20 protein-coding genes are annotated in these 22,796 nt (G+C 70.4%); 5 read left to right on the top strand and 15 right to left on the bottom strand.

The genetic code is table 11. The annotated features are described in order from the left end of the window. Positions 1-5: 5 nt before the first annotated feature. The 13 genes from IF78_RS0115580 to IF78_RS0115520 form a co-directional block, all read right to left on the bottom strand. Positions 6-686 carry a hypothetical protein gene (locus tag IF78_RS0115580; protein ID WP_234439694.1) on the bottom strand — a complete coding sequence of 227 codons (681 nt, stop codon included), beginning with the start codon at positions 684-686 and terminating at the stop codon, positions 6-8. Positions 687-717: 31 nt separating this feature from the next. After that, positions 718-1,707: a TauD/TfdA family dioxygenase gene (locus IF78_RS0115575; RefSeq protein WP_051827906.1), complete on the bottom strand. Its 990-nt coding sequence runs from the start codon at positions 1,705-1,707 to the stop codon at positions 718-720. Further along, positions 1,704-2,990 carry a cation:proton antiporter gene (locus IF78_RS0115570; protein ID WP_051827904.1) on the bottom strand — a complete coding sequence of 429 codons (1,287 nt, stop codon included), beginning with the start codon at positions 2,988-2,990 and terminating at the stop codon, positions 1,704-1,706. The genes IF78_RS0115575 and IF78_RS0115570 overlap by 4 nt, the downstream gene beginning before the upstream one ends. Then, positions 2,980-4,764: an ABC transporter substrate-binding protein gene (locus IF78_RS0115565; RefSeq protein WP_031476064.1), complete on the bottom strand. Its 1,785-nt coding sequence runs from the start codon at positions 4,762-4,764 to the stop codon at positions 2,980-2,982. The genes IF78_RS0115570 and IF78_RS0115565 overlap by 11 nt, the downstream gene beginning before the upstream one ends. Further along, a complete protein-coding gene (locus IF78_RS0115560; RefSeq protein ID WP_031476062.1) occupies positions 4,761-5,120 on the bottom strand; it encodes an avidin-fold protein in 360 nt (119 codons plus the stop codon). The genes IF78_RS0115565 and IF78_RS0115560 overlap by 4 nt, the downstream gene beginning before the upstream one ends. 27 nt (positions 5,121-5,147) lie before the next feature. After that, positions 5,148-6,017 carry a dimethylargininase gene (gene ddaH / locus IF78_RS0115555; protein WP_031476060.1) on the bottom strand — a complete coding sequence of 290 codons (870 nt, stop codon included), beginning with the start codon at positions 6,015-6,017 and terminating at the stop codon, positions 5,148-5,150. Positions 6,018-6,067: 50 nt separating this feature from the next. Then, entirely contained in the window at positions 6,068-7,312 is a 1,245-nt protein-coding gene (locus IF78_RS0115550) for an ATP-grasp domain-containing protein (RefSeq protein WP_031476058.1), read from the bottom strand. Between the two features lie 21 nt (positions 7,313-7,333). Further along, positions 7,334-8,644, bottom strand: a complete 1,311-nt coding sequence (locus IF78_RS0115545; RefSeq protein WP_031476056.1) for an MFS transporter — start codon at positions 8,642-8,644, stop codon at positions 7,334-7,336. Continuing rightward, entirely contained in the window at positions 8,641-9,867 is a 1,227-nt protein-coding gene (locus IF78_RS0115540; RefSeq protein WP_051827902.1) for an FAD-dependent oxidoreductase, read from the bottom strand. Before IF78_RS0115540 ends, IF78_RS0115545 begins: the two co-directional genes overlap by 4 nt. A 4-nt stretch (positions 9,868-9,871) precedes the next feature. Beyond that, on the bottom strand, positions 9,872-11,494 hold the full coding sequence (locus tag IF78_RS0115535; RefSeq protein WP_031476052.1) for a class I tRNA ligase family protein: 1,623 nt from the start codon (positions 11,492-11,494) through the stop codon (positions 9,872-9,874). A gap of 2 nt (positions 11,495-11,496) precedes the next feature. Further along, positions 11,497-11,859, bottom strand: coding sequence for a cupin domain-containing protein (locus IF78_RS0115530; RefSeq protein WP_031476050.1), 363 nt, complete (start codon positions 11,857-11,859; stop codon positions 11,497-11,499). 92 nt (positions 11,860-11,951) lie between these two features. Then, positions 11,952-13,280 (bottom strand): lysine N(6)-hydroxylase/L-ornithine N(5)-oxygenase family protein, encoded by a 1,329-nt coding sequence (locus IF78_RS0115525; RefSeq protein ID WP_031476048.1) that lies wholly within the window; start codon positions 13,278-13,280, stop codon positions 11,952-11,954. A 61-nt stretch (positions 13,281-13,341) separates the two neighbouring features. Continuing rightward, positions 13,342-13,524, bottom strand: coding sequence for a hypothetical protein (locus IF78_RS0115520; protein WP_031476046.1), 183 nt, complete (start codon positions 13,522-13,524; stop codon positions 13,342-13,344). A 434-nt stretch (positions 13,525-13,958) separates the two neighbouring features. Between IF78_RS0115520 and IF78_RS0115515 the strand changes: the two genes are divergently transcribed. The 3 genes from IF78_RS0115515 to IF78_RS0115505 all read left to right on the top strand — a co-directional run bounded on the left by IF78_RS0115515 (position 13,959) and on the right by IF78_RS0115505 (position 18,368). Continuing rightward, on the top strand, positions 13,959-15,212 hold the full coding sequence (locus IF78_RS0115515; RefSeq protein WP_031476044.1) for an ATP-grasp domain-containing protein: 1,254 nt from the start codon (positions 13,959-13,961) through the stop codon (positions 15,210-15,212). A gap of 83 nt (positions 15,213-15,295) precedes the next feature. Beyond that, the gene (gene pepN / locus IF78_RS0115510; RefSeq protein WP_031476042.1) at positions 15,296-17,848 is read left to right on the top strand and encodes an aminopeptidase N; all 2,553 of its coding nucleotides are present in this window, start codon (positions 15,296-15,298) and stop codon (positions 17,846-17,848) included. Between the two features lie 124 nt (positions 17,849-17,972). Beyond that, a complete protein-coding gene (locus IF78_RS0115505; RefSeq protein WP_031476040.1) occupies positions 17,973-18,368 on the top strand; it encodes a hypothetical protein in 396 nt (131 codons plus the stop codon). Positions 18,369-18,440: 72 nt separating this feature from the next. On the opposite strand, the gene IF78_RS0115500 is transcribed toward IF78_RS0115505, so the two are convergent. After that, on the bottom strand, positions 18,441-18,632 hold the full coding sequence (locus tag IF78_RS0115500) for a hypothetical protein (RefSeq protein ID WP_031476037.1): 192 nt from the start codon (positions 18,630-18,632) through the stop codon (positions 18,441-18,443). Between the two features lie 299 nt (positions 18,633-18,931). On the opposite strand from IF78_RS0115500, the gene IF78_RS0115495 reads away from it, so the two are divergent. Continuing rightward, complete coding sequence (locus IF78_RS0115495) at positions 18,932-20,704, top strand: hypothetical protein (protein ID WP_031476036.1); 1,773 nt, start codon at positions 18,932-18,934, stop codon at positions 20,702-20,704. Between the two features lie 56 nt (positions 20,705-20,760). Here IF78_RS0115495 and IF78_RS0115490 read toward each other — a convergent pair whose 3' ends face one another. Beyond that, on the bottom strand, positions 20,761-21,360 hold the full coding sequence (locus tag IF78_RS0115490; RefSeq protein WP_158751403.1) for a hypothetical protein: 600 nt from the start codon (positions 21,358-21,360) through the stop codon (positions 20,761-20,763). Positions 21,361-21,712: 352 nt separating this feature from the next. On the opposite strand from IF78_RS0115490, the gene IF78_RS0115485 reads away from it, so the two are divergent. Then, on the top strand, positions 21,713-22,030 hold the full coding sequence (locus IF78_RS0115485) for a hypothetical protein (RefSeq protein WP_031476032.1): 318 nt from the start codon (positions 21,713-21,715) through the stop codon (positions 22,028-22,030). Positions 22,031-22,796 lie beyond the last annotated feature (766 nt).

Here is a 22,796-nt window from a genome sequence, read left to right as displayed (position 1 = left end):
CGGGCCTACGGCGACGTCGAGTTGGCGCCGACGGTGATGGCCAGGTAGCAGTAGTCGTCGAGCATCTTGGGCAGCGGACGGGACGGGCGGCCGAGCGTCTCGGCGAAGGTGAGCGCGTCCTCGACCCGGATGCCCAGCCGCGCCTCGGACAGCAGGCGGGCCGCCCAGTCGCGGCCGAGCCGCTGGTGCGCCGCGTACGCGGCTCCGTCGCGGGCGCCGTGCAGATGTGCGGCGATGGCCTCGTCCCACGGCATCAGCGTGTGCGGGCGCAGGGCGTGCAGCGCCTTCGCGGCGGCCGTCGGGCCGAGGGCGCGGACGCGCCCGGTGGCGGGAGACAGGGCCGCGGGCGCCGCGGCCAGTTCGGTGAAGCAGTCGCCGAGCACATCGACGTCGTCGTCGGTGAGCTCGGCCAGGGCCCGGCGGGGGAGGTCCGCGCCCCGGCTCCGCCACCAGGCGGCCAGACCCTCGTCGAAGGGGTCCGGCTCGCCCGGCTTGGGATACCGGATGCGGCAGCCCGCCGCGTTGAGCCAGCGCAGCAACGCCTTGCGGTGCGCGGGCTCGGCGAGGTCGGGCCGGTCGCCGGTGGCGGACAGGTAGTCGCGCCAGATCTCGTCGACCCGCGTGTACTGCGCGAACCTCCGCACCGCGGCGGTCAACAAGGCCTGGTTCATGGGCAGTTCGGGCACGACTACTCCTCGAAGGGGGACGGGGCGGTGATCACCGGGACAGTATGTAGCCGTCCTGCGGCCGGTGGCCGCGCGAGCGGCGCAGGTCGGTGAGCACGAAGGTGCGCTGCAACCAGCGGTCGTTGCCGTCGTAGCGGGGGGAGAACGCGGTACGGCCGTGCAGCGTCACCCGGTTGTCGACGATCGCCAGATCGCCGGCGGCCAGCTGAACCGTGTACGACACGTCGTCCAGCGCCTTCTCCAAGGTGTGCAGCGCCTCCTCCGCACGCGCTGTCAGACCCGTGGTGGCGGCGAAGTCGACCCGGATGTCCGGGTCCTGGGGGTCGCCGAACAGGACCGGGTGGGCCGGGGTCGCCTCGTCCCGCGCGCCGAAGGAGGGCGGCGGCTGCGTGGAGAACTCCGGAGCGGCCAGCGCCTCGACGACGGCCGGGGGCAGCAGCGGCAGCGCCTCGCGGATGCCCGCGGTGCGCAGCCCGGCCTCGCTCTCGTGGTCGGCGCGCAGGCACAGCAGCATCACATGGTCGGGGCGGTGCTCGTGGAAGGCGTTCTCGTTGTGCATCATCAGCGCCACCGAGCCGGCGTTGCCCTGGAAGGTCTCCTGGCCCGGCACCGGCACGACGTCCTGGACGAGGGCGCCGGACTTCTCGGCCCGGAACGCGGCCGGGTCGCCCAGGCCGCAGGCCATCATCATCAGCACCGCGGCGGGCACGCTGGCCTCGCGCTGGACGGACCCCTTCACGGTCGGCGTGGGCGGCAGGGCGGTGGCGTCCACCGGCAGGCCGCGGACGAGGAGCGCGCCGGTGGGGCCGGAGTTGCGGCGGTACTCGCGGGCCGTGCGGCGCAGCGAGGCCGGCAGTTCCTCCCACGCGGACCGGGCGGCGGCCACCCAGCGCGGGTCGTCGACCTCGGGCAGCGTGGCGCACAGGTCACGGGCCGCCGCCTCGATGCGGGCCGAATCGTCGGGGGCCAGGGCGAATACCGCCGGGTTGGACCGGGTGGGTATGCCTGCTGTTGCTGTCACTTCATCACCATTTCTGTACGTGGAGCGGCGTGCGTCCGTCGGGCTGACACACGGTCGATCAGGGTCAGAGCGGGAGCGGTGAGCATGGTGGTGACGAGCGTCATCACCACGAGCATGGTGAAGACGGTGGGGGTGATGACCCCCAGCTGGAGACCGACACCGAGCACCACCAGCTCGGTGAGGCCACGGCAGTTCATGAGGGCGCCGAGGGAGAAGGAGTCCTGCCAGCCGAACCCGGTCAGCCGGGCGGCGCCCGTGCTGCCGGCCCACTTGGCGAGGATGGCGACGGCCGTGATCAGCGCGCACCAGCCCCACAGCACCGGGTCGGCGCCGATCAGCCGGAACTCGGTGCGCAGGCCGGACTGGACGAAGAACAGCGGGAGCAGCATGACGAGGGTCAGCGAGCGCATCTTGTCCACCGCGCTCGCCACCACGGAGTTGTCCCGCGGCACGACCGCGCCGAACAGGAAGGCGCCGAAGATGGCGTGGATGCCGATCCACTCGGTGGTGAACGCGGCCAGCAGGATCCCGGACAGGACCACCGGCAGGGCACTGCGGCCGGCCGGCCACCGGCGGACGGCTCGGGCCAGCGCCGGCCGCAGCCCGAACCACACGGCGCAGATGAACGCCAGGGTCAGTGCGGCGGTCACCAGGACCGAGAGCGGCGAGCCGCCCTTGGCCAGCGCGGTCACCAGGGCCAGCAGACACCAGGCCGTGATGTCGTCGACGGCCGCGCAGGTCAGCGCGAGCGCCCCGACGGGGGTGCGGTCGATCCTGCGGTCGGTGAGGATGCGGGCGAGCACCGGGAACGCGGTGATGCTCATGGACACCGCGATGAACAGGGCGAACGTCGGGAAGCCGACGTCCTTCCCGGCGAACCGGTCGTACATGGCGAAGGCGAGCAGCACTCCGCCGAGCAGCGGTATCGCGATGCTGACGTTGCTCACGAGGACCGCGGCGCGCCCGCGGTCGCGGACGTGGCCGAGGTTGAGCTCGTAGCCGACCAGGAACATGAACAGGACCAGGCCCAGCTGGGCGAGCGCGTTGACCACCGGCAGCATGTTCTCGGGGAACAGCCAGCGCTGGCCCTCGGGCCACACCGCGCCCAGCAGCGAGGGGCCCAGCGCGATGCCGGTGAGGATCTCGCCGATGACCGGGGGCTGGCCCAGCCGGCGGGACAGCCGGCCGGCCAGCAGACAGCAGAGCATCATGACCGGCAGGGCGAGCAGCAGATGGCCCGTCGGCTCCAGCTTCGGGAGCGCGACCGCCAGATCAGCGCTCACCGGCGTCGTCCGGCTCGTCGGTGAAGTACCAGTTCTCGGGGTTGATGAAGCCGAGCGGGTTGATCGGCTCGACGCCCTGCAGGCTGTTGGCGACCTCGAAGACGCGCAGCGGGAAGTTGGGCATCCAGATCACCGGGACCTGCTCGGCCAGGTAGTCCTGGTAGGCGTACAGGTCGGCGAGGTCGTCGCTGGTGACCGTCTTCTCGATCAGTTCGTCGGCGACCGGGTCCGAGTAGCTGCCGAAGTTGCAGCCGGCGCCGGTGCGGTAGAGCAGTTCGCCGGTGGGGTGGAAGTTCGGCCCGTACACCCAGCCGCCGTTCCAGCAGGACAGCTCCCAGGTGGTGGTGCCGGTGGTGTCCTGGCCGACCAGGACGGAGGGGTGCACCTCCTCGAGGACCAGCTCGATGCCGGCCCGGGCGGCGTCGTCGCGGAACTTGCGCAGCAGCCGGGTCAGGGTCTTCTCGTGCCCGGAGGCGTACCGCAGCGTGACCGTCAGCCGGGTGCCCTCGGGGATGCCCTCGCCGGCCTGGCCGGCGCCGGTGCCCGGGTTGACGCAGACGGCCGGGGTGACCGAGGTGTCCCAGCCGTTCTCGGTGAGCAGCCGGCGGGCCTTGTCCACGTCGAACGGGAACGGGTTGGCCTTCTGGGCCGGTGACTGCAGTTCGGTGGCGGGCAGGGCCGGGACCGGGCCGTAGGTCGGATAGCCGTAGCCCTGGTAGATCTCCTGGAAGGAGCCGTCCTGGTCGAGGCAGGTCTGCAGGGCCTGCCGGAAGTACAGCCGGCGGAAGATCTTCCCGGCGATCGTCGGGTTGGAGAAGTTGAACGGGAAGTAGTGGATGGCGTACAGGATCTGCGGGACGATCCGGTAGTGCTCGGCCAGCGGGTTGGGGCCGCCGACGGTCGGGTCGGAGGCCGGCTCGGTGATCCGGTCGAAGGGCAGGAAGCCCATGTGGATGGCGTCCGGGCCGTGCGGGCCCCGCTCCAGCCACTGGTACTGCTGCTCGTCGGTGTCGGTGGGCACCAGGCGGAACTCGTCGGCGTAGGGCTTGTTGGGGCCGGAGTAGGACGGGTTGGGCACCATCCGGACGAGGCCGTCCATCGCGTACTCGGCCAGCTTCCACGGGCCGTTGACGACCGACCAGACCGGGCTGTCGGCCCAGCGGGTGCGGTGCCTGTTGTCCTCCGCGTAGACGTCGCCGTTCTGCGCCATCAGGTAGTCGTAGACGGCGTACGCCTCGTCCTTGTTGCGGGTGGCGTCGGCCGGCCCGTCGGCGGTGCGGTCCCAGGCCTTGGGCAGCGGCGTGATCAGGCTGAACTGGTTCATCAGGACCCAGTTGCGCGCGTACGCCTTGTCGAAGGTGAAGCGGACCTTGTCCTCGGCGACCTTCTCGTAGGAGGTCAGGTTGTCCGGGAAGTACCCCGGCACATAGCCGCCGTACTCCTCCTTCTTCGCCTCCAGCAGATGCATCCAGAGCATCACGCCGTCCGCGTTGACGGTCTCGCCGTTGGACCACTTGTACGGCTTGACGGTGAGGGTCGCGGTGCGGCCGTCCTCGCTCCACTCGGGCGGCTCGGCCATGCTCAGCTCGTAGTCGACGCTCGCGTCGCCCTTGGTGCCGTACCAGTACAACGGCCGGTACATCAGCATCTGGAACTCGTAGAGGCTGCGGGCGCCGAATCGGCCCGGGGGCAGCAGCGGGAATATGCAGGCGGGCGGGAAGCCGGGTGTGCAGGCCCAGCTGATGGTGCCGCCCTTGCGGGGAGTCCGGGTCATGACTGTCCTCGGTCGGTGGAAGTGGCGTCGCGGGGGAGCTCTTCGATGCAGGAGGTGCCGCTGTCGGCGTCGGGGCCGTACCGCTCCCAGGTCTCGTGCAGCCGGATCCGGCCGTCGGGCAGGATCTCCGGGACGCTCTCGCAGTGTCCGGAGACGGTCCGGCCGTCGGACAGCACCATCGTGTAGGCGAACGTGAGCCTGCCGTCGGGGGCGGAGAGACCGGTCAGGGACCCGCGGCGGACGTCCGCGCCCGCGGAGGAGCCCCAGACCAGGTCGCCGTCCTGGCGGTAGTGCGCGACGGGGGCCTCGGGGCCGGCCGTCACCTTCCTGAACCGTTTGCCGTCGTAGTTGATCACTTTGCGCTCCGTGGCTGGTGGGGTCGCTCAGGCGGCGTCGCGCAGCTCCAACGTGCAGCACTTGACGCTGCCGCCCGCCTTGAGCAGCTCGGACAGGTCCACGCCGCGCGGCTGGAAGCCCCGCGCGCGCAGTTCGTCGATGAGGTGGGTCGCCGCCTGCGGCAGCAGCACGTTGCGGCCGTCGCTGAAGGCGTTGAGGCCGAAGACCGCGGCGTCCGCGTCGGTCGCGAGGATCGCGTCCGGGTACAGCTCGCGCAGCACGGCCCGGCTGCCCGGCGTGAACGCGGCGGGGTAGTACATGACTTCGGTGTCGGACAGCACCGCGAGCGCGGTGTCCAGGTGGTAGAACTCCGGGTTGACCAGGGTCAGCCCGGTGACGGGGACCCCGAAGAACTCCTGTGCCTCGGCGTGCGAGCGGGGGTCGGTGCGAAAGCCCGTGCCGGCCAGCAGCCGGCGCCCGGCCAGCAGGTAGTCGCCCTCCCCCTCGTTGATGTACTCCGGCCACAGCAGCTCCGTGAAGCCCTGCCCGCGGAACCAGTCGAGGTAGGCGGGCCCCTCGGCGGTGCGCTCGGCGTGCCGGAAGCGCGCGCCGAGCACCTTGCCGTCGACGACGGTGGCGCCGTTGGCGGCGAACACCATGTCGGGCAGCCCGGCCAGCGGCTCGATCACCTCGACGGTGTGCCCGAGCTCCTCGTACAGCGCGCGCAGGTTCTCCCACTGGGCGAGCGCGAGCTCGGTGTCGACGGGCTTCTCCGGGTGCATCCACGGGTTGATCGAGTAGTGCACGTCGAAGTGGCTGGGGCGGCACATCAGCAGCCTGCGCCGGGTCACGGTGCGGGCGCCGGCGACGGTCTCGTGGACGGTCTGGCGCGGCAGGATCGGCTCGGTGTACGGCATCGCAGTTCTCTCCCTGGGGTGTGGGAACGGGGTGGGGCGGGTGACCGTGGTCAGTGCGTCAGCCGTACGTCGATGGCGCGGGCGAGATCTGTCGCCGTGCTCATCGCGTCCTCGAACGAGGTGCCGGTGACGCCGAGGAAGCCGAGGATGGAATTGCCTTCCGGGGGACGGCGGATGATGTCCCCGGGGCGGGCCGTGATCTTGAAGAAGAACACCTTGTCGGAGCCGGTGACCTCGTCCGGTACGACGACCTCCGCGATCTGCCCGGAGTCGCACAGCAGCGCCATGCCGGCGATGTGCACGCCGGTCGGGGTGTACGGACCGAGCTTGGGGCGCGCCCCGCGCGCGGTGTCCATGAGGGTGCGGATCGGGCAGTGGCCGGCGGTCAGCCGGGCGATGTGGTCGAGGCCGCCGCCGCCGGGCCGGATCGCGATCTCCAGGATGTGCGGGGCTCCCTGGTGGTAGCGGACCTCGGCGTGCAGCGTGCCGTGGGTGACGCCCTGGGCGCGGACACCGGCCCGGACCGCCTGGTGCAGGGCCTCGACCTGGTCGGGGGCGAGCGAGGTCGGCGCGGCGTGCACGTCGTCGTCGAAGGTGTCGCCCTCGACGGTGACCCGGTCCACGATCGAGCCGAGGTACACCTCGCCGTCCCAGGCGACCGCCTCGCACAGGAACTCCCGGCCGTCCAGGAAGGACTCCACCAGCAGGCCCTGCGGCCCGAGGTCGATGCCGTGGGCCTCCATCCGGTACCAGGACATGTCGTCGATGCCGGCCAGCGCCTGCGGGAAGCGCTCGGCCATGTCGTCCGCGTTCTCGATCCGGAAGACGAAGTTGCTGGCCGCGCCCAGCGTCGGCTTGAGGATCACCGGGTAGCCGAACTCCTCGGCCGCGGCGAGCGCGTCGGTGAGCTCGGGCACGAAGCGGAAGCGCGGGATGGGTGCCCCGCCCTTCTCGTGGGCCTGCCGCATCAGGTACTTGTTACGGCTGGTGCGGGCGGCCTCCACGCCGACGCCGGGCAGCCCCAGCGCCTCGGCGACCGCGGCAACGGTCACCACGCCGGCCTCCGAGAAGGTCAGGACGCCCTCGAAGCGCTCCTCCTCGTGCCAGGCGCGGGCGGCGGCGACGATGTCGCCGATCTGCTGGGATCCGACGACTCGGTAGCGCTCGGCGGGCCAGTAGTCCTCCTCGCCCAGGCCGTTGAGTACGTACAGGTCGGCCCCGAACTCCTCCACCTGCCTGTAGCGCGACAGGTAGTAGTGCGCGTTCTGCAGAGCCTCGACGGCGAGCAGTTTCATGGCTCGTGCTCCTTCCTTCGGTCAGTTGGTGGGCTGCGGGGCCACGGCCGGCTCGGCCGCGCCCGTCGCGCCGGGCAGGTCGGATGCGGTGGTGGCGGCGGCCTGCGCCCGGTCCGCTTTCTCCTGCTGTGCGTAGAAGCCCCGCATGGTGGCGATCGCGGCCAGCGGGACCACGCCGATCAGCACGGACAGCGCCCAGAAGGCGGCGGCCACCGAGTGGTGGTCGGCGAGGTAGGACAGCGAGATCGTGACGACGAGGCCGGCCGCGAGGCTCACCGCGTTGACGGTGCCGAACACCCGGCCCGAGCGGCTGTCCTCGATGGCGCGCATCAGCAGGGTCCGCGAGGAGATCGCCGCGAATCCGAAGGAGAACGCGGCGAACGGGATCGCCGCCATCAGTCCGGCGATGTGGAACGGCTCCACCGCGATCAGCGCCGCGTTCCCGAAGAAGCCGAAGGCGGCCAGCGTCAGGTTGGAGAACCGGTGGGAGACCCGCTTGTAGACGGCGGCCCCGATCAGCATGCCCACTCCGGCCAGCGCGTCGACCAGACCGAAGATGCCTTCCTTCTGCTGGAACACCTGGATGACGAGGACGACGAGCAGCACGTTGCTGACCGTGATGTTGACGCTGCCGACCGCCAGGAGCAGCCCCAGGCGCTTGACCGGGCCGCCGGTCGCCGGCGCCTCGGTCTCCCCCTCGGTGGCGTCGGCCGTGCTCACCGCGGGCTTGTTGCCGAGCAGGATCCAGCAGACCGCGGAGAACGCGAACGTGACGGCGTTGAAGTAGAACATCGGCATCAGGCCGAAGATCTGGATCAGGAAGCCGCCGATGGCCGCCGACAGCAGCGAACCGGCCTGCGTGGACATCGCGAAGTTGGCGTTGAACGGGCCGAGCCGCTCATAGCGCACCCGCTCGCGCACCAGCGCGTTGCTCGCGGGGTTGAACGCCGCCGCGATCATCGACAGGGCGAAGGTCACCGCGTAGGCCGTGTACTGGGTCGACGCCCCCATCGCGATGGCCACGGGCAGCGCCAGCGCGGCCACCGCGCTCGCCACGTCGCACACCAGGCACATCACCCGCCGGTCGAACCGGTCGACGAGCCGCCCGAAGGGCACCGACAGCAGCACCTGCGGAATGGCCAGCACGATGAACAGCCAGCCCACCGACAGCGCGGTCTTCTGCTCCTCCAGCACCAGCAGCGAGGCGCCGAGGAGCTGGATGCCGTTGCCCAGGTAGGTGACGAAGTTCGCCGGGAGGATCAGCCACTCGGCGCGGTCGGCCTTGGGCGGTCCTCCCGCCTGATCGGGCTTGGCGAGCGGGGCGGTGGTCATGGTGCGACTCCTGTTGTCGACTGGTGGGGGGAGATGGCCGAGGAAGGCGGGGCCTGCGGGGCCTCGCCGGCCGGGGAGTCCTTCGGGGACGCGGGGATGGCCAGTTCGCCGGGCATCCGGACGGGGTGGTCGACCGCGGTCAGGCCGGTGGGCACCCGCGGTCCGGTGCCCAGGGCCCGGCGGGCCAGCGAACGGGCGATCAGCGGTGCGAACTTGAACGAGGACCCGCCGCAGGCGGCGTAGATCCACGCGTTGTCGTCGCCCAGCTGCCCGAGGACCGGGCCATGGGTCTCCCGGTCGGCGAGGTAGTAGCTGTCCTCGGCCCGTTCGATCCACTCGGCCCGGAAGCCGCCCAGCAGGGACGTGAAGTGCAGCACGAGGCGGGTCTGCACGTCGCGGGGTGCGACGCGGTCACCGGTCCGCTCGACCGGGCGGCAGGCGACGGCCGCGCTCAGCTTCAGCGGGGCGCCGCCCACCGGCGGCACCAGCCAGGCGCCCTCGGCGGTGCCGAGCGAGGGGATGGCCGGGGTCCGTTCCCACACCTCGCGCATGGACGCCGGCACCGCGCACATCAGCTGGGTCTGCCGGTACAGCGTCAGGCCGCCGGAGAGCTCCGGGCCGAGCAGCTCGCGCGACCACAGGCCGGCCGCCACCACCACGGCGTCGCCGCGCAGGACCGTGCCGTCCGCGAGGCGCACCAGGCCGAACGGCGCCTCGACGCCGGTCACCCGGTGCCGCGGCAGCAGCCGTACCCCCGGTCGGGCGGCCAGCACCTCGGCGGTGCCGGCCAGGATCCGGTCGGCGAGGAGCACGCCGCCGTCGCGTTCGAGGACGGCCCGGCTGCCGCGCGGCAGCCGCAGCTGCGGATACCGCTCGGCGGTCTCGTGTTCGCTCAGCCGGCGCGCGCCCGGCAGTTCGGCGAAGGTGGCCGCCGAGGCCTCGGGCTCGCCCGGCCCCAGCACGGTGAGCGCGCCCACCCGGTGGTAGACGGTCGTGCCCAGCCGGGACTCCACCTCGGCCCACCGGTGGTGGGCCTCGATGGCGGCGGCGGCCTCCGCGGGGCCCGGGTGCAGGGCGCGCAGCACCCGGTGCCGGTCGTAGGAGGTGGCCTCCGGATTGGGTATCCCGCCCCGGTCCACGACGCTGACCTCGGCGCCGGCCAGGGAGCACTCCAACGCGGTGAGGAGGCCGATGACCCCGCCGCCCACGACGATGATCCGCACGACGTCAGCCGATCTGTTCCGGGAGCGTGTCCAACGAGGGCAGCGCGAACGGCTTGACCTCGGAGATCGCGAAGGCCTCGAAGCCGAGGGAGCCGTCGAACCCGCCGGCCAGCGTCGCCGCCTCGGCCAGGTCGATCAGGATCGGCGAGGCGCACGCGATGAGCGCCCGGACCTCGACGAACAGGTCGCCCAGCGCCGCGCGGTCCAACTCCGTCTCGGTCAGGTCGAGTTGCTCGGCCCACCGGGTCAGCCGCTCCAGCTGGACGCAGATCAGGTCGGCGGCGCGGGTGAGGCTGTAGCTCTCCAACTCGTAGCAGCCCGCGAACCGGTCCAGCATGATCGCGGCGTGCTTGCGGGCCCGGTCGGAGACGGGCAGCGCGTCGGACCCGGCCCGCTCGGTCGCCTCGGCGAGCCGGGCGCGCAGCCGCCGCCAGGGCCGGACCAGGCGCTCGTCGGTCACCTTGTCGAGGGCGGCCCGGCTGAAGTTGGTGCGCTGGTTCTCCGGGTTCGCCAGCGCGAGGTAGAACCGCACGAGATCCCGGGGGACCTCCTTGAGCAGTTCCTCGGCGTACAGGACGTGGCCGCGGCTCGTGGAGAACTTCTCGTTCTCCAGCTCGTAGAACTCGTTGACCACCATGGCGTCCGGCACGATGTACCGGCCCTCGTGCGCCATGATCAGCGCCAGGTGGGTCAGGCCCCAGAACCAGATGTTGTCGAAGCCGATGAAGTAGACCAGCTCGTGGTCGCGCCGGGTCTGCCACAGCTCGTCGGAGGACGCGGTCTCCTCACCGAGCTGCCGGGCCGCGTAGTCGGTGGTGTACATGACGGCCGGGATGCCTTCGACCCAGGCGTTGATCACCTGGCCGGGCGTCTCGGCGAACGGCGCCGGGATGCCCCAGCCGATCGGGTACGTGATCGCGAAGTCGGGCAGCGGGCGGTCCAGCAGCTCACGGATGAGCTGGGCCATGTGCGGCCGGAGGTAGGGGAGCTTCTCGGCGTAGTACGTGGTGAGCCGGTCCCGGTACTCCTCCATGGGCAGCACGAGGATCTCGGCCTCACGGGTGGTGAGGACGTCGGTGGGGTCGACGGTGGAGCGGGCGCCGATCAGCTCGTCGAAGTTGTTCGGGTGCCCGCAGGTCTCGCACAGGCCGCCGCGGCTCTCCGACAGGCAGACGGGGCAGTCGCCGCAGATCAGTCCCTCGACGAGGAACTCGCCGGTCTTCTGCGAGTAGGGCAGGTTCACCGTGCGCAGCCGGAACTTGCCGGCGTCGTACAGCTCCCGCACGAACCGCAGCACCGTGGCCCGGTAGCCGTCGTCGTACGGCGCGAAGCCGTCGACGGACATGCCCATCGTCGCCAGGGTGTCGCGGATGCCGTGCCAGGAGCGGGTGGCCAGCTCCTCGGGGCTGACGCCCAGCTTGCGGGCGCTGGCCAGCACATACGTCTGGCTCTCGTCGGTGCCCGAGGAGTAGAGGACACCGCGGCCGGTGGCCCGCAGGTAGCGCGCGTGGACGTCCGCGCCGATGAACGGGCCGGCGAGGTGGCCGATGTGCAGGCTGCCGTTGGGGGTGGGCGGGGTGTCGATGACGATGACGCGGCGGTCACCGAGCTCGTCGATGGAGGTCATGATCATGCCTCGCTCTCGTGCCGGGTGCTGAAGGCCCGGGTCATGTCGGTGTCCCACCAGATGCTGAACATCTCGAAGTCGGTGTCGGTGTCGTTGATGACCTGGTGCTCGTGACCGGGCGGGAAGTGCACGATGTCGCCGGCGACGAACGGCAGCCGCTCGCCGCGCGACTCGATCCAGGCCTCACCCTTGACCGCGACGAAGATCTCGTACTCGTGGTGGGCGTGACGGGGGGACGAGGAGCCGGCCCGGATGACGCTCTGGGCCCCTTCGAAGGGCGCGTTGAGCGTGGGCCACGGCAGCAGTCGCTGCGACCAGCTGTTCTCCGCGCTCAGCGCGGCACGGTCGAAATGACGGATGTCCAAGGGAGTTCCTTCGGGAGACGGGCCTGGGGCAGGGCGGGCGGGGCTGGTCAGGGGTGCCGGTCCGTCCGGTGACGGGGCGGGACCGGGACGGATCAGTGGCTGCCCGCGACGACCGGCTCGCGGTCCCTGCCGGTCGGTACGGGCTCGATCAGGTCGGTGGCCGGTGCCGCGTGCCGGATCAGGCTCCGGGCGATCTCCTCGCTGCGCTGCGCGAGGATGCTCAGCAGGGAGTCGGCGATGCCGTGCGTGGCCTCGTTGACGCCCTGGAGGTGGACGGTGGCGGTGGACTGCTCGCCGATGTCCAGGCGGTAGTCCCGGCCCACCTCGACGTCCTCGAGACCCAGCGCGTCGGCGAGGCCCTGGATGACGGCCGGCTGCTCGGACCGGAAGCCGGTGCCCAGGAGGACGACGTCGCAGGACAACTCCTCCCTGGCGCCGGTCAGTTGGTTGACGAGGGTCAGGACCAGCTCCCGGCCGGTGTCCCGGGCCGCGGTGACCTGGGTCATGGTGCGGATCGACTGCCGGTCCCGGCCACGCATCCGGTCCAGGTAGACCTGCCGGTACAGCTGCTCCAGCATGGGCGGGGTGAGACCCGCGTAGTTGGTGCGGTGCATCTCCTGGAGGATGCGGGCGCGTGCCTCCGGCTCGGCGTGGAAGAACTCGTCGACGAACCCCGTGTAGAACAGCTCGTTGGTGAACTTGCTGGTCTCGTAGTGGTTGAACCCGATCGAGCGCATGACCAGCGTCGGCTCACAGCCGGGCAGGTCCTGCTGCACGGAGTGGAACATCTCGGCGGCGCTCTGCGCCCCGCCGATCACCACGACCCGCTGACCCGCGGTCCGCGGCAGCTCGGCGATCCGGTCCATGTACTGGGTGCTGTGGATGACCCGGTCCGCGCCGAGCCCCTGGAAGACCGTCGGTATGTTCGCGTCGCGCCCGGCGCCCACCACGAGCTGACGGCCCGTGACGGTGCTGCCGTCCGCCATACGCGCCACCCAGCCGTCGACCGCGCCTCCTCCGTCGCGGCGCGGGCGAAGCGAGGTGACCCGGGAGCCGTAGCGCACCCGGACGCGTTCCAGGGACTCGGCCACCCAACGCTGGTAGTCGGATATCTCGCTGCGGTACGGGGTGAAGGTTCCGAGGTTGATGAAGTCCTCCAGCCGCCCCGTCTCGTGGAGGTAGTTGACGAAGGAGAACTTGCTTCTCGGATTGCGCAGGGTCACGAGGTCCTTGAGAAAGGAGACCTGGCTCTGCGACCACGGGAGCAGCATGCCGCGCTGCCAGGCGACCCGGTCGCCTTGTTCGAGCAGGAGCGTGCGGTCCGCCAGGTTCGCTGGCGCGAGCTCCTCGAGCGCCACGGCCAGGGCCAGGTTGGCCGGGCCAGCTCCGATGGCCAGGACTTCGACGTCGTGGTTGGACATGAACTTCCCCTCGGTGCAGTGGCATTACTCCTGGCGGTGTGCCGGAGCGGGCTGAACGGCTTCAGACGCGCGGCTCGGCCGGCGCGGCCTCGGCCGACGTGAGCGAGCGGCCCCAGCCGGAGTCGTCCGCCTGGACCGAACCCCAGCCGGAGTCACCGTCGGTGGGGTTCGCGGCGCCGGTCAGGGCCACGACCAAGGCGGTGAACGACAGGGCGGCGACTACGGCAGCACGTGTGCGGGACATGACTGCTCCTCGAATCGTTGAGTTCGGGTGGGAACTTGGGCCTCAACCGGCGGGTTCGCTCGGGATGCCTCGGCAACATTGACAGCCAGTCGGGCGGAGTGCGGGATTCCCTGCCGACCGTCAAACCGCCTGGCAGGAATACGGCACTTGGACAGACCGCCCATATGCCAGGAAACAGCGATGAATGAACCGTTCCGGTGACGCCCAGTGGCCGCCCAGATCCGGAAAGGGCACGCTGAGGGCAGACCTTCATCCCTGTCTGCTCGTTTTCCTACGGGTTTGTCACCGTTCACCTGATTCCTGCACCCGGCAGGTTCCCGCCTGGCGGATTTCTGGCCCCGTGTGCACCCCGTCAACTCGTGGTCGAACGGCGATGGTGGTGGACGGGGCCGACCTCCGGTCCCCGATCCCGTCGAGGCTGAGGAGCCGGCACCATGACCGCACAGACCGACGCCCTGCTAGTGATCGGCAGCGGCCAGCAGCGCTACCGCGAGTACCTGCTCGCGTCGGCCGCCGAGCGGCACCCGCTGTGGCTGATCGACGCGGCCGAGCCGACCTGGCAGCGCCCCCACGTGGCGGGCTTCAGCGTGGTGCCCCTGCTCGACCGGGCCCGGCTCGTCCCGGACCGCGAGCGGATCCTCGCCACCGCCGAGGAGATCGCCGCCTCGCGCCGGATCGCGGGCGTCTTCACCTACGACGAGACGATGGTGACGACCGCCGCGCTGATCGCCGAGAAGCTGGGCCTGCCGGGCCTCACCGTGGACGGCGCCGACCGCTGCCGCAACAAGCACCGCACCCGCTCCGCCCTCACCCTGGTCGGGCTGCCGCAGCCCCGCTTCGCCCTCGCGTACACCCTGAAGGAGGCACGCGAGGCGGCCCCGGCGGTCGGCTTTCCCATGGTCCTCAAGCCGCGCGGCATGGGCGCCAGCATCGGCGTCGTACGCGTCGACGACCCGGCCGCCTTCGACGACTCCTTCACCATGGCCGAGCAGGCCGGGCACGGCGGCTCACCGGACTACGAGGGCGGCGTGCTGCTCGAGGAGTACATGACCGGCCCGGAGATCAGCATCGACGGGGTCTGCGTCGACGGCGTGTACGAGCCGATGTTCATCGCCCACAAGCAGACCGGCTTCGAGCCGTACTTCGAGGAGACCGGGCATGTGGTCGACGCCGCCGACGACCTGCTGACCGACCCGGACCTGCTGCACGTGCTCAGGTCCGCCCACGAGGCGCTGCGCGTCTCCACCGGCATCACCCACACCGAGGTCCTCTTCACCGAGCGCGGTCCCGTCGTGGTCGAGGTCAACGCGCGCCTCGGCGGCGACCTCATCCCCTGGCTCGGCGAGCTGGCCACCGGCATCCGGCCGGGCCGGGTGGCGGCCGAACTCGCCCTCGGGGAGCGCCCCGACCTCACCCGCACCGAGCACCGCACGGCCGGCATCCGCTTCACCTACCCCCCGCGGGACTGCCGCGTCCAGGAGGTGTCCGTCCCCTCCGTCGACTCCGTCGAGGGGCTGCTGCGCGCCGAGGCGATCGCGGACGAGGGCACCGAGCTGCGCCTGCCCCCCGGGGGCTATCTGAGCCGGTACGCCTATGTCGTCTGCGCCGCCCCCGAGCGGACCGCCTGCGAGCGGAGCCTCGACGAGGCGGCCGGTGGCGCGCACCTGACGTCCGTGCCGCTGGACTGACGGCCCCGAGCAGATCCGGGGCGCGGCCTCACCCCGCCGCGCCGGCCCCGCCCCTCCCTCCGCAGACAAGGAGCACCCCACCGGTGTCCGCGATCACCGAACTCACCCGAGCCGAGGCCGACGAGCGCGGCCGGCTGTTGCAGACCGACTCCTACCTGATCCGCCTCGACCTCACCCACGGCCCCGATGTGTTCCGGTCGGAGACGCTCATCCGCTTCACCGCCGAACCGGGCGCCACGACCTTCGCCGAGCTGGTGCCCGAGCACATCCACGCCATCGAGCTCAACGGCCGGGAGCTGGAGCCGGGTGCGGTGTACGCCGAGGGGCGGATCCGGCTCGACGCACTGGCCGAGCGCAACGAACTGCGCGTGGTCGCGGACTGCCGCTACACCAACACCGGCACCGGGCTGCACCGGATGACCGACCCCGCCGACGGCAGGGTGTACCTGTACACCCACCTCCAGGTGGCCGAGGCGGCGAAGGTGTTCGCCTGCTTCGACCAGCCGTCCCTGAAGGCCCGCTTCACCCTGAGCGTCACCGCGCCGGCCGGCTGGCAGGTCTTCTCCACCTCACCCACGCCCGCCGAACCCGACGGCGACACCTGGCACTTCGAGCCGACCCCGCCGCTGCCGACGTACGCGGTGGCCCTCGTGGCCGGCGAGTACCACGTCGTCCGCGACGACACGTACACGGCCCCGGACGGCCGGCGGATCCCGCTCGCGGTGGCCTGCCGCGCCTCGCTCGCCGGGCACCTCGACGCGGACGAGATCCTGCACACCACGCGCCAGGGACTGGCCCACTACACCGAGCTCTTCGGGCCGTTCCCCTTCGCCAAGTACGACCAGATCTTCGCCCCCGAGCTCAACGTCGCGGCCATGGAGAACGCGGCCTGCGTCACCGTCCACGAGAACTACGTCTTCCGCTCCCTGGCCACCGAGGCGGTCCGGGTGCGCCGGGCCGGGACCATCCTGCACGAGATGGCCCACATGTGGTTCGGCAACCTGGTCACCATGCGATGGTGGGACGACCTGTGGCTCAGCGAGTCGTTCGCCACCTACGCCTCCGCCCGCTGCCAGGCGGAGGCGACCGAGTGGACCCAGTCGTGGACGATGTTCGCCAACGTCGAGAAGACCTGGGCCTACCAGGCCGACCAGCGGCCCACCACCCACCCGGTCGTCGCCGACATCGACACCCTCACCGACGTGCAGGTCAACTTCGACGGCATCACCTACGCCAAGGGCGCCGCCGTCATCAAGCAACTGGTCGCCTGGGTCGGTGACGACGCCTTCAACGAGGCGGTCCGCGACTACTTCCACCGGCACGCCTGGTCCAACGCCTCCCTCACCGACCTGCTGTCCGTCGCCGCCAAGAGCTCCGGCCGCGACCTGGCCCACTGGGCCGGGGAATGGCTGCGCACCGCGGGCCCCAACACCCTGCGCCCGGAACTGTCGGTGGACGCCGAGGGCAGGTTCACCTCCTTCGCCGTACTGCAGGAGGCCCCCGCCGACCATCCCGTGCTGCGTTCCCACCGGATCGCCGTCGGCCTGTACGAACTGCGCGACGGCCACCTCGAACGCGTCCGGCGTGTGCAGGCCGACATCACGGGCGCCCGCACCGAACTGCCCGAGCTGCACGGGGTCCGCCGCCCCGACCTCGTCCTGCTCAACGACGACGACCTCGGCTACACCCGCGTCCGCTTCGACGACCACTCCCTCGCCACCCTGCTGCGCCATGTCACGGCGCTGCGCGGCCCGGTGCAGCGGGCCGTGTGCTGGTACGCCCTGTGGGACATGGTCGGCAGCGCCGAACTGCCCGCCCGGGCCTATCTGCGCACGATCGCCGACTGCCTGCCCCACGAGGCCGACTTCGGCGTGGCGCAGGTCCAGCAGCGGCAGGCGCAGACCGCCGTCACCCAGCTCACCGCACCCGCCCACCGCGACCGGGCCCGCGACGCGCTCGCCGCCACCTGGTGGCGGCTGCTGGACGGGGCGAAGCCCGGCGGCGACTTCCAGCTGATGTGGGCCCGCGCCTTCGCCGAGACCGCCCGCGCCGACGCCGACCTGGACCGGGTGGCGGCGCTGCTGTCCGGCGCACTCGTCGTGCCGGGTCTGGAGGTGGACGCCGAACTGCGCTGGCAACTGCTCACCGCGCTCGCGGCGGCGGGCCGCGCCGACGCCGCCGACATCGACGCGGAGGCAGCCCGCGACCACACGGCTGTCGGCCTGCGCCACGCGGCCCGCGCCCACGCCGCCCGCCCGACCGCCGAGGCGAAGGCGGCCGCCTGGGAGTCCGTCGTCCACCACACGGACCTGCCGAACGCCGTGCAGACGGCCGTCGCCGGCGCCTTCAGCGGCCTGCCGCAGGACGGGGGCGAGCTGCTGCGTCCGTATGTCGCCGCGTACTTCGAGGTGCTCGAGGACCTCTGGCGCGAGCGCGGCGGCGACGTGGCCAAGGGCGTGGTGGACGCGCTGTTCCCCCGCGCCCTGGTCGAGGAGGCCACCCTCACCGCGACCGACGCCTACCTCGCCACCCACAGTCCGGCCCCCGCCCTGCGCCGCCTGCTGCTGGACGCACGGGAGGACGTGTCCCGCGCCCTGCACGCCCGCCGGCACGACGAGCGGGCGACGGCGAACTGACCGCGGAGCGGTTGTGCCGGCCCGCGGTCCTCTTGGTCAGTAGCTGTCCGGTTCGCCTCCGCCCAAGCACCTCGCCTCCTGGGCGAGTGTCTGACCCGGCCACCACGAGTGCGTCGGCCGCGCCATGAACGCCAAGGTCCGGCCCGGCAACCCCTACCTCGAGGGTGCCCTCGACCTCGCCGCCTTCGGCGCGGTGCGAACCGAGGACACCTACCTGCAGGCCCGCCACAAACGGCTGACCTCACGCCGCGGCCCGCTGCGGGCCCTGGTCTCCGTCGAGCACTCGATCATCGCCGCGATCTGGCACATGCTCACCGACAACGTCCCCTACCACGAGCTCGGCGGCACCAACTTCACCCAGCGCGCCCCCAACGCGCCACCCGCCGCGCGATCAACGAGCTCAACCAGCTCGGCTACACCGTCACTCTCAACCGAGGGAGCACGCAGCCTGACCGACAACCCCGGACACCTGGCGACCCCAAGGCCACCGCGCGTCCAGTGCTGCCCACACCCATCCTGACCTGCTGCTATTTACACGTCAGAGACCAAACGGCCCCTGCTTCGGCGGGGGCCGTGTGCGTTGCCGCACGCTCTACGGGGTCTTACCCTCGGGCTGATCGGCGGTAGAGCTGAGCCGGGTCGAGCCCCGCCCCTTCTTCTGCCGCGTGAACCACAGCACGTGGATGGTGCGCCCGCCGGTCGCCTCGCGGAAGGCGGTCGCCGCCTCGGCCTCGTCAGCCGCCGCCCTCCCAGCATGAACATCAGTCAGGTCGACTCGGACCATTTTCGCTGTGCGACTCCACGCGTGCAGCGTGTACGGGGTGGCGAATTTGCCTCTGTGCCACCGGAGTTGGGCGTGATGAGATTGCTTCGAACATACGTACCCATGGAGGGGAATCGTTGAGAAACACACGAATAGGTACGGCGCTGCGCTGCATGGCAGCCGGCGCCGTCCTTACAGTTCTGGCCGGGGTGGGAACAGCTGCCGCAGCCGACTTACCGAAGGCACCTGATCCACTGGCTGCGCCGCCCCAGGTCCACGGCCCGGAGGAAAAGGGTCTGGCCGCGGCAGGGTCACGGCCGGTGTCCGGCCGTACCCCCGAGGCGGGGCTGCCGTTCAAGAGTGCGAGCGGCAAGTGGCAGGTCAACACCATCACTCCGACGCTGCGCAACACGGTGACGGACGCGGACGGCGACAAGGTCAACCTGACGTTCGAGGTGTGGACGGCCAAAGCCGACGGCACTCCCGGCACCAAGGTCAAGCTGACCGACGACAACGAGTACGGGGTGCTGGTCTCCCCCTACGTGAACTCGGGGCAGAAAGCCCAGGTCAAGGTCCCGGCCGGTCGCCTGAAGAACAACACGACCTACATGTTCCACACCAACGCCTACGACGGATCCCTGTACGAAACGACCTGGTCTCCGTGGGCGACGTTCACGGTACGGGCCGGGATCGACCTGACCCTCCCCGCTCGGGACAGCACCAGCCCGAACCCCAACCAGACTATCCAGGAACCAAGCAGTTCCCCGGAGAAGCCTCTGGTCGTGAACACCTCGTCGCTGTCGGCGCAGCCCCACAGCAACAGCGGTGGCGGCAAGGAACAGTGCGGCCCGGTCGGCAAGGACGGGGCACAGGTTTGCTTCGGTAAGCCGGTGCCTGCGGACAAGGGCCCCAAGATGCCGTCGACCCTGGCCCCGGCGGAACCCGGTGGCGCTGCCGGGGTGGCCGACTGGTGCGACGACGATCTGACACTGGTCCGCGCCACCCGAACCCTGGTCTGTGAGAACCGCAAGGTGCCCGCCTACTACCGCAAGGACGGCCAGGTCCAGGCCACAGCCTGGTTCCTGTTCCAGCGGCTGATCAGCCTGGACGGGGTGAACAGCTTCAGCGAGACGCTGACCGTCAAGCCGATCAGCATCCCCGCCGACTTCTACAGGATCCAGCTCGGCATCTACCAGCACCTGTGCGAAGACGGCTGTGACCCCGTCGAAGCCGATCCCTCCGCCTGGAAGGGCAAACCCGACTGGACCGCCGGGGACACCCACATCGCCTACATCACCTCCAGTTATCTGTGGGATGACTCCACCGCCGACAAGCAGTACACGTTCAAGCCGGACGTACAGATCAACGGCATCATCGACCCGGTCGGTGAAGAGACCATCCAGACCATCGGATACCAGTGGAGCCTGGGCGGCGTCAGCGACTTCGACGAGGTGCGCTGCGACACCAAGGCGCAGTCCACCAAGGCGGGCTGCGTCATCCCCGCCTACGCGCCCACGTACACGTTCAATGCAGGCAAGAACCCGCAGGCAGCGGCACACGCCTGGCTGATCCAGCAGGCCACGCCCAAGACCCCCGGCGTGCAGAGCGCGGGAACGCCGCTGTACTACCTGCCCGGCGGCCGGGACGGCAAGAACCGCGCCGTCATCTGCGACGAGGACGGCTGGGCGAAGAACAACCACGACGCGGACGCGATGAACAGCAGCACCGACACTCCGGACTGCGACGAGTTCACCTTCAACGCCACGTACAACAGCGGCGGCATGCCCGCCAACCTAGGCGGCCTGAACCCGGTGTCGTCCGGATCGAAGTGCATCCAGTCCTACGCGACCAAGGTCGACGGAACGATCCACCTACGCAACCTGCCCGGCGCCCTGACGACCTTCAAGGAAGTCTGCGGCCGGTCTGCCATGTCCGGCAGCCAGAACCGGGGATCGATGGGCGCGTTCTCCGCCGGCTTCGTGAACAACATGCGACTGATGGACAAGGACGCCTACTGGCTGGAGACCAACATCACCGGCAACTGCACCAGCGCGAACAGTGATGCCTGGCGCTGCAAGCTGACCCTCAAGTAGCCCACACACGCACGACTGCGGGGCGGCACGGACCCCATCCGCGCCGCCCCGCAGCGTTACGCATAGGGGCCGGTCAGCCTGGCTGCGGGCATGAGGCCCTGCTCCACCTCTGCCCGGGGGATGCCGATGCCCAGGATGTCGCCGACGGCCTGCCACACCACGCCGTGCAGACCCCCCTGCTGCGCGTCGAGAAGGGCATGCCACTGGGGGACGGTGTACCCCTCCGGGCAGGTCGCCCCGGCGGCTTTCAGGCCCTCCCCCAGGGCGGCCAGCTTGCTGCCTTCTACCGCATGCGGGCGGTCCGTCAGATCGTCGCCGAAGTTGTTCAGGTACACGTTCCCGTCACCGGGCGCGTAGACGAGATAGCTCGGATTGACCGCTACGTTCGCATTCAGACAGATCAGCTCGACCCCGGGCGCGGGAGTCATCTTGTCCTCGTCCTCGAAGAACCATTCGCACCAGGTGCACGACCCTCGGTCCTCCAGCACGTACGCCCACTCACCGGACGTGCCGTACATGCAGGGTGCGTCCCTGGTCGGGTGGAAGTCCCGGTACGGCATACCGCGCGCTATCTCCTCCTCATCCGCGCCCAGCCTGAGCAGCAGATCCCGGACAGGGACCCCGCGCATCGCGGTCATGGAGATCCCGCCGAGCATGCCGTGAGCCGAAGGTTTATCGAATGTGTGCTGCCCAATCCACTTCAAGCCTTCCATCACTGCGCTGCACCTCCTCGGTGGCGTTGGGTACCGACCGTCATGATGCTCCGGCCTCCAGCAGGAGGCCGGAGCATCATGACGGTGGGTCTGATGCACGATCGGGTGCCATCTGAACTAGCTTGCCCTGTGGGCCGGTCTCAGGCTGGCCAGAGTCCGCGGCAACCACTTCGCGATCATCATCAGCGCCTTCGTACGGGCTACGACGACCACAGGACATCTCGTGGCCTCGACTCCCGATCCGTGAGAATCCTCGTGCTGCGCGCTGTGACGTGGCCGCTCCTCGCCGCGTTCAATGTCGCGGCCCGCGTGTGAACGCTACTCGCTCGACCAGCCACCGCAGAGCCCGCCGCCTGGCGGTGACACCGCCCGCCAGGCCGGGCAGGCGGCCGAGGCACGGCTGCGTGCCACCGCCCACTCCTACACGGAGGGCACGCCACTGGAGTTGCGTCTTCTGATCGTCGAGGACCATTTCACGCGCGGAGTGGGCTGGGACCTGTTCACTCCGACATCCCCCGCCTGTCAGGTGTCCTGCCGGACGCGTCTGACCGCTTACTACAGTTCCCCGCTGCCGTTGGCCGAGACCATTGCCAGGATCCTCGACGCGGGGTGACCAGGGACTGTCCTGTATGCCCTTCACCCATGACACAGCCCGCGAGGATAGTTGCCGCGAACTGTCCCAGGTCGGATACCTTGACGTGCGATCAGTCAGGCTCGCCGATTCCCGAGCCCGAACGTCCGGCGAATGCCCATAGATTCGTGTGCGAACCCCCGACGGCGAGCGTGAGCAGAATCCGCCGCCAGTACGGCACGGTGTTCGCGCCGGCCCTGTGGCCGACCCACTACTACTGGATCCCACGATGACAGGCCCCGCCGCACCACGCAGGCGCGGTCGGCACCATCGACGTGTCAGTCCGCATCCGCGCGTCCGCTGAGGACTGATGGGACTTCGAACGTGGTGGAGAGACACAAGGCAAGCCGCTCGGACGGTCAGGAACGCGTGGCTTTGGTGGCGCCTCCTCCTGAACACGCGGTGGGATGGTTGCGGCACCGCCTCGTGCACGACGGCGCAGGCATACTGCAGCAGGAGCACAGCTGGACCATGAGCGGAGTGCCTTACCAGCAGCGACTTCGAAACCATCGCCCGGACCACGGTGCAGCCGGTACGCGCAATCGACCTCACATAACGGGGGAGGCGGACGACCTCCTCGCCTACACCGCCGCCGCACCGACGACGCGGACTACGGCGCGACAGCTCTCGCAGCGACAGCATCTACGAATGTCGGTGGCCTCTGAAAAGTGGACCAGTAGTGGCCTTTGAGAGTTGACCCCCTTCAGAGGTCTGGCTCGTTGAGTCAGGCCGGGAGGAAGGGTGATCG

This window comes from Streptomyces bicolor, from assembly GCF_000719285.1.
In the GTDB taxonomy this organism is placed as follows: domain Bacteria; phylum Actinomycetota; class Actinomycetes; order Streptomycetales; family Streptomycetaceae; genus Streptomyces; species Streptomyces bicolor.
This window is presented reverse-complemented; position numbering and strand designations above follow the sequence as displayed.